The sequence below is a fragment of the Micromonospora sp. RTBAU3-60 genome, from assembly GCF_054963695.1.
Genome location: NZ_JBUEGB010000018.1, coordinates 139,918 through 146,624, shown reverse-complemented (window position 1 = coordinate 146,624; position 6,707 = coordinate 139,918). Strand labels below are relative to the sequence as shown.

General features: G+C 69.1%; 6 protein-coding genes and 1 pseudogene. 1 reads left to right on the top strand and 6 read right to left on the bottom strand.

Annotated elements, in window-relative coordinates; translation table 11 throughout:
• The 6 genes and pseudogenes from ACY34I_RS19870 to ACY34I_RS19845 form a co-directional block, all read right to left on the bottom strand.
• Window positions 1-1,218, bottom strand: a 1,218-nt coding sequence (locus tag ACY34I_RS19870; RefSeq protein ID WP_462756470.1) for a zinc ribbon domain-containing protein, incomplete at its 3' end; no start/stop codon positions are given.
• Window positions 1,215-1,816: pseudogene (locus ACY34I_RS19865) on the bottom strand (IS607 family transposase). The pseudogene ACY34I_RS19865 and the gene ACY34I_RS19870, both read right to left, overlap by 4 nt.
• Before the next feature lie 338 nt (window positions 1,817-2,154).
• A complete protein-coding gene (locus tag ACY34I_RS19860) occupies window positions 2,155-3,009 on the bottom strand; it encodes an ABC transporter permease (RefSeq protein WP_462756469.1) in 855 nt (284 codons plus the stop codon).
• Window positions 3,006-4,019 (bottom strand): ATP-binding cassette domain-containing protein, encoded by a 1,014-nt coding sequence (locus ACY34I_RS19855; RefSeq protein WP_148803595.1) that lies wholly within the window; start codon window positions 4,017-4,019, stop codon window positions 3,006-3,008. Before ACY34I_RS19855 ends, ACY34I_RS19860 begins: the two co-directional genes overlap by 4 nt.
• A 21-nt stretch (window positions 4,020-4,040) precedes the next feature.
• Window positions 4,041-4,595, bottom strand: a complete 555-nt coding sequence (locus ACY34I_RS19850) for an NADPH-dependent FMN reductase (RefSeq protein ID WP_462756468.1) — start codon at window positions 4,593-4,595, stop codon at window positions 4,041-4,043.
• A 379-nt stretch (window positions 4,596-4,974) separates the two neighbouring features.
• Window positions 4,975-6,342 carry an RNA-guided endonuclease InsQ/TnpB family protein gene (locus tag ACY34I_RS19845; RefSeq protein WP_462756467.1) on the bottom strand — a complete coding sequence of 456 codons (1,368 nt, stop codon included), beginning with the start codon at window positions 6,340-6,342 and terminating at the stop codon, window positions 4,975-4,977.
• Here ACY34I_RS19845 and tnpA point away from each other — a divergent pair.
• A complete protein-coding gene (gene tnpA / locus ACY34I_RS19840) occupies window positions 6,283-6,699 on the top strand; it encodes an IS200/IS605 family transposase (RefSeq protein WP_462756466.1) in 417 nt (138 codons plus the stop codon). The genes ACY34I_RS19845 and tnpA overlap by 60 nt on opposite strands.
• Window positions 6,700-6,707: the final 8 nt, after the last annotated feature.

The window sequence follows — 6,707 nt, the reverse complement described above, 5'->3', positions numbered from 1 at the left end:
GGCCTGCCACACCACCCCGCACGGGGTGCAGTGAAACCGGTCCCCACTGCGTCGCCCGAAGGCGCCGCAGCGGTGGCAGGTTTGTGAGGTGTAGGCGGCGTTGACGGGAACGAGCGCAGAACCTCTGCGCTCCGACACGCTTTTCAGTGCCTCCGCGGTGACTCCTTTGGTCCACGCGGCGAGACGCCGGTTAATGTCCTTAGGATGCTTCTTGCTCCCGGTGAAGCGTTTGGTGAGGTCCTCGGCGATCACCGTGTTCGCTTTGTCGACGACCTCGTGCACGGCGGTGATGACCTCCGTGCGCACCCGCGCCCGGTGCCGGGCGGCCTGCCGGTCCCGCTTCACGGTCCCGAGGTTGTTGGCCTTGATTCGGTGGGCTTTCGCGTGGTCACCACGCGCGGCGGCGGTGTTGGCGATCGAGCGCAGCTTCGCCCGACGCCGGTTACGTTCCTTCAACCGGTCCGACTCACGGGTAAGCAGGACGCCGAGGCCGGTGCCGTGGTGGTCGCCGTCGGAGTCAGTCAGGGCTTCGGTGTAGCCCTTGTCGACGCCGACCGTTGCCTCGCCGCACGGCCGCTGCGACGACCGCATCCCCGCCGCGTCGATCTGGTAGTGCACCTCCACCCGGCCACCGCGCAGGATCAGCCGCAGCGTCCCCGTCGGCGCGACGGTCGTGGACAGCGGGATTCGGACCATCCGGCGGGGCTCGAGACCGGGAATCGCCAGCCACAACCGGCCGCGCCCGTCGACGATCGTGTTGTAGTTGTCGGCGCGTACCACGATCTGATCGTGCGTGCGGTTGCGGCCGCGTTTCCAGTGCTGGCGCATCTGCCGCGCCAGGAACGGCTCCTCAGCCCACTGGTCGGCCTTCAGCGCCGTGAACATTCGCTTGCGCTCGGCCGGATCGTCGGTGCGTCGGCTGATTGCCCGCCGGACGTCGACTTTGGTCGCCTCGAGGTTCGCGGCGATGTCGGCCATCGCGTCGCGGACGGTTTCCTTCCACGCGTTCGCCAACACACCAAACGACGCGTACGTGCCGTCAGCCAGCCACCGATCGCGCACCTGACGATCCCGCAGCCCGGAACCGACACCGTTGACCGACCCGTATCGCTGCCACACCTCACTACGCACCCGACCCAACCGGCGGGCCTGCTTTACCAGGGCGGCGTACTTGCCCGGGTTCAGGCGGGCCGAGTAGGCGATGCGGGTGACCTTCACCGAACACCCTCCACGGTCAGGTCCGCCCCTTCGAGTTCCTTCCCGTAGCGGCGCAAAGTGTACAACCGGCCCGAGAAGGTGCGCACGATTGCCTGCAAGGCGTCAACCAGTTCCTGCTGTGGGGACAGTGACTCCTGATTGGCGACGACGATTTCGCAGGCGCCACGTGCCCCCACGTGTTCCAGGAAGTCGAAGCCGAACCGGGCCAGCCTTTCCTTGTGCGCCACCACCAGCGTGGCGACCTCCCCCCGGTCGACCGCCTCCATCAACGCCAGGAACTTCTTACGGCGCAGGTTCATCCTGCCGCCGACCTCGTTGATCCACTCGTCCACGGCCAGACCGCGAGCGAGGCAGAATTGCTGCATCGCCCCACCTGCGAGGCCAAGTCCGACTCTTGGCCCGGCGACGAAATGCGGCAAATAAACCACGACCTTCCGCCGATCGGCGTCGAAGCCCGGGGACAGCAACATGCGAATCGTCGAAATACCGCTTACCCGACGGCAGACGACACGCGGTGATCGGGCGCCTCCGCCTCCCACCGGCGCACCCTGCCCACCGACCGGTCCGCCCGCTTGGCGAACTCGCCGATCCGATACACGCTGTCCTCGACAGTCGATCGTGGACATAGCTAGAAAGGAAAGCAACCACTAGCCACTGCTCCCTGACCGCGTTCGGTCGTGACCTCGCCGAGGCGCTGGCACCCCTGTCCGATTGGGGCCACCGCCGCCTGGCGATGCTCACCAACGCCCAACCTGCGTCCTGAAGCATCGCCACCCCCGCCTCGCTTCCGACACTGGCGGTCCCCCCGACCGCTCAGGACCAGCTTGGCCCCGCCGTCGGCCGCCGCCAAGTACCCACAAAAAGGTGGCTACCTCGGCCTCCCCAGAGGACGGACGACGGGCGCCCCGGCCGGGACGCCCGTCGTCAGCAAGGAAATCAGCGGCGGTTGTAGCGGTACATCGTCAGCGTGCCGAAGACCACCACGAACCCGACGCTCCACAACAGCAGCCACAGCGTGTTCGCCGCGTCGGACGAACCGGCCATCGCCGCGCGGACCGAAGCCACCAGATGGGTGATCGGGTTGACCTTGACGAACGCCTGCAGCCAGCCCGGCATGGTGCTCGGGTTGACGAAGACGTTGCTCAGGAAGGTCAGCGGGAACAGCACCATCATGCTGACCCCCATCACCGACTTCTCGCTACGCAGCACCAGACCGAAGAACGTCCAGACCCAGGAGAACGCGAACGAGAAGACCACCAGCAGGCCGATGCCCGCCAGCACGCCGAGCAGCCCGCCGCCGGGCCGGAAGCCGAGCGCCAGCCCGACGCCGAGGATGACCACCGCGGCGAGGATGTAGCGCAGCACATCGCCGAAGATCATGCCGACCAGCGCGGCCGGCCGCCAGACCGGCAGGGTCCGGATCCGGTCGAAGACACCCTTCTCGATGTCGTTGTTGAGCCCGACCCCGGTGTACATGGTGATCATCACGACGCTGGTCACCATGATGCCCGGCAGGAAGAACTGCAGGTAGTCGCGCGGGCTGCCGGCGAGGGCGCCGCCGAACAGGTACGTGAACATCAGCACCATGATGATCGGGAACGCGGTCACGTCGAACAGCTGCTCCGGCACGTGCTTGATCTTCAACAGCGCCCGCCAGCCGAAGGTGAGCGACGCCGACAGCGCACCCGGCCGTGGCGGACGGGCACCCGGCGCGAGGACCGTCGCCAACGCCTCGGCCGACGGCACGTAGACGGACGGGGCCCGCCCGGTCGTGGTCGCGGTGTCACTCATCGGGCCGCCTCCAGCTGGTCGTCCCGCTCGTCGGCCGCGACGGCGGGGTGGTCGGTGAGGGCCAGGAACACCTCGTCCAGGCTCGGCTGGCCGAGGGAGAAGTCGTCGACGACGATGCCGGCCCGGGCCAGCTCCCCGAGCGCCCGAGCCGCCTGCTCGCCGGCCTCGAGGTCGCTGCCCTCCTCCCCGACCCGGGCCGTCAACGCGACCGGATCCGCTTCGAGCTGCACCGGCACGCCCAGCGCCACCTGGAGCACCTTCTCCGCCTCCGGCCGCTGGCCCGCATCCCGCAGCCGCACGTGCACGGTGCCGGAGCCGACCGACGACTTCAGCTCGCCCGGGGTGCCCTCGGCGATCACCTTGCCGTGGTCGATCACCGCGATGCGGCCGGCGAGCTGGTCGGCCTCGTCCAGGTACTGCGTGGTCAGCAGCACGGTCGTGCCGTGGGCCACCACCGCCCGGACGATCTCCCACACCTGGTTGCGGCTGCGCGGGTCCAGCCCCGTCGTCGGCTCGTCCAGGAAAAGCAGGTCCGGGGTGTTGAGGATGCTCGCCGCGATGTCGATCCGCCGCCGCATCCCGCCCGAGTACTTCTTCACCTGCCGGCCCGCCGCCTCGGTCAGGCCGAACGCGGCCAGCAGGCTCTCCGCCCGCGCCCGAGCGGCCGGCTTGCCCAGCCCGAGCAGGCGGCCCAGCAGCACCAGGTTCTCCATCCCGGTCAGGTCCTCGTCCAGCGAGGCGTACTGGCCGGTCAGGCTGACCCGGGCGCGTACCGCGTCGGCCGCGGTCACCACGTCGTGGCCGAAGACCCGTGCCCGCCCGCCGTCGGGGCGCAGCAGCGTCGCCAGCACCCGCACCGCCGTGGTCTTGCCGGCCCCGTTCGGGCCGAGCAGCCCGTAGACGGTGCCAGCCGGGACCTGGAGGTCCAGGCCGTCGAGGGCGCGGGTCGCGCCGAACGATCGGACCAGCCCGTCGGCCTCGACGGCCAGACCGGTGTTCCGGTTACTCATGATCACTACCTTCCTTCGAATTCAGGAGACGTACGGGCGCGCCGCCCGGCCCTCCCGCAGCGCCAGCCCCCACCAGCAGAGCTCGTCGAGGAGCACCCGAGTGTCCTGGCGCAGTTGGTCCGTGAGCTGCGGCGTCAGCTCGCCACCGAGCAGGTCGACACCGACGAAGTCGCGCACCGTCACGGCGTGCAGGGCGGTGAAGACCGTCCGGAGCTGGTCGACCGCGTGCAGGCCGACCGAACGGCAGCCGTACGACACGAAGCCGACCGGCTTGGCCTGCCACTCGTCGTACGCGTAGTCGATCGCCTGTTTCAACGAGGCCGGGAAGCTGTGGTTGTACTCCGGGGTGACCACGACGAAGGCCTCCGCCCTACTCACCTGCTCCGCGAACGACCGCATGGTGGCGGTGGGCTCGGCGGGATAGCTGGCGGGGAAGTCGTACGTGGCGAGGTCGACCACGGTCACCGCCAGGTCGCCGCGCTGCCGTGCCTGCTCGACGAACCAGCGACCGATCCGATCGCCCATCCGCCCCTCGCGGGTGCTGCCGATGATCACGGCCAGCTGTAGCGGCGCCATGCTGCCTCCCCGGCTCCCTCGGTCCTCACCTCCTCAGGCGCGAGACGCCGGCCGGCAGCCGCCAGATCGGATCTGGCGGAGCCGCCGAGGAGGCCCGGAGCGTCGGTGGCGGCTTGCTTCAATGAGCGCCGGAGACATGGGGGGCGGCATGGCCGACGTGCGCATCCAGCCGTGGCGCGAGGACGACCTCGACCTGCTGCGGCAGCTCAACTCGCCCGAGGTCGACCTAGCTGATACTCGGGGCAAGGGGCCGCGCGCCGCGCTTGGTGGCGATCACTACCTCGGCGCCGACGCCGCGCCTACGCCGCCAGCGGCCGAGCAACTCCTCGCTCTCCCCGCCCTGGGCCGTTCTGCCAGAACGCTTGACATCCTCTCCCGCCTAGCGGTGGGAGACTCCCGCATCCAGCGCCGTACGTCGCCGGTGCTGGGTGGGTGGTCGACAGGGCATCTCTCGATCCCTGTCCCGGACTGCCCGCCCGGTGTGTGGGGGCGCCGCCTCGGCGGCGTCCCTGATGTTGATCGCGGCGTTCACGTCGGCGTTGGCCTGGTGTCCGCAGGACCCGCACCGGAATACCGCTTGGCTTTCGCGGTTGTTCCGGTGCGTGTTCCCGCAGCGGCTGCACCGCTGGGAGGTGAACGCGGCTGGCACCCTCACGATTCGAGTGCCGGTGGTGCGTGCCTGGTTGGCCAGGGCTGTCTCGAACATGCCCCAGCCCTTGTCGAGGATCGCCCGGTTCAGTCCGGCCTTCTGGCGCACGTTGATGCCAGGCTCGGTGGCGGTGCCCTTGGCGGTGGCGGTCATGGCCTTGGTGTTGAGGCGTTCGATCTTGATGGTCGCGTGCTGGGCGCAGAGCCGGTTCGCCGCCCACGTCAAGAAGTCGCGGCGCCGGTTGCGGACATTCACCTCGGTCCGGGCGATCTCCGCACGGACCTTACGGGCACGGGTGGAGGTTTTCGCGCCGCGTTTGCGGCGGGCGGTTTCCTGCCGGCCGGCTTTCGACTTGAGCCGGGCCAGGTCGCGCTCCTGACCGGGTGAGGTGAAGACGCGGTGCCACATGCGACCGTCGGACATCGCCAAGACGACCTTGGCTCCGCGGTCGATACCCACGACAGTGCCGGGCCGGGCATGCGCCTCGGGCGTGGTGATGCCAGCGTGGATGCCGAACCCGACGTGCCAGGCGACACCGTCGAAGGACACCACGGCGTTGCGGACCGTGCCGCCCAGGGAACGGGACCAACGGAACCGAACCTCGCCGACCTTCGGGAGGCTGACAGCGCCCCACCGGCGGTTGACGCGCCGCACCGCGATCGCCTGACCGGGGAACGGGACCGACAACCACGCCGACCTGCGCTTGCGTGTCGGTGCCCCGGCCGGGTGCTGCGGGTTCCACCAGTTGCGGTATGCCTGGTCGAGTTGGCGCAGCACCTGCTGACCGGACTGCGCCGGCAGGTCGGCGACCCAGTCGAGTTCCGTGCGCGTCTCGGTCAGAGAGGCGCACTGGGCGGCGACCCCGAGGGTGGTCTTGCGCTGCTGCCAGGCGAACTGGCGCTGCTCCAAGGCGGTGTTGTACAGCCAGCGGCACGTGTGCCCCCACGCGGTCAGGCGCTCGGCCTGTTCGTCGTTGGGGTACAGCCGGTAGCGCCGGCCGGTGTCCGCTTTCACACCCCGCATCCTACACTTGGTTGCATGGCCGCCGATGGCCCGGTTCGCACCGGCAGACACTGCATTTTCCTGCTCCACACCCATTTGGTTTTCGTCACGAAGTACCGGGCGCGGGTCTTCACCGACGAGCACCTGCGCTACCTCGAAAAGGTGATGCGGGACGTGTGCGAACAGTTCGAGTGCGAGCTGGTCGAGTTCAACGGCGGAGACAACCACGTCCACCTGCTGGTCAACTTCCCACCCAAGGTGGCACTTTCCAAGCTGGTCAACTCCCTCAAGGGCGTCTCCTCGCGTTACCTACGCCGCGACTTTCCAGACATCCGCCGCTACTACTGGCGCGGCGCCCGACTGTGGGCTGGCTCCTACTTCGCCGGCTCCGTCGGCGGCGCGCCGCTGTCCGTGCTGCACCAGTACATCGAACAGCAGGACCGCTCCGACTAGCCAGGACA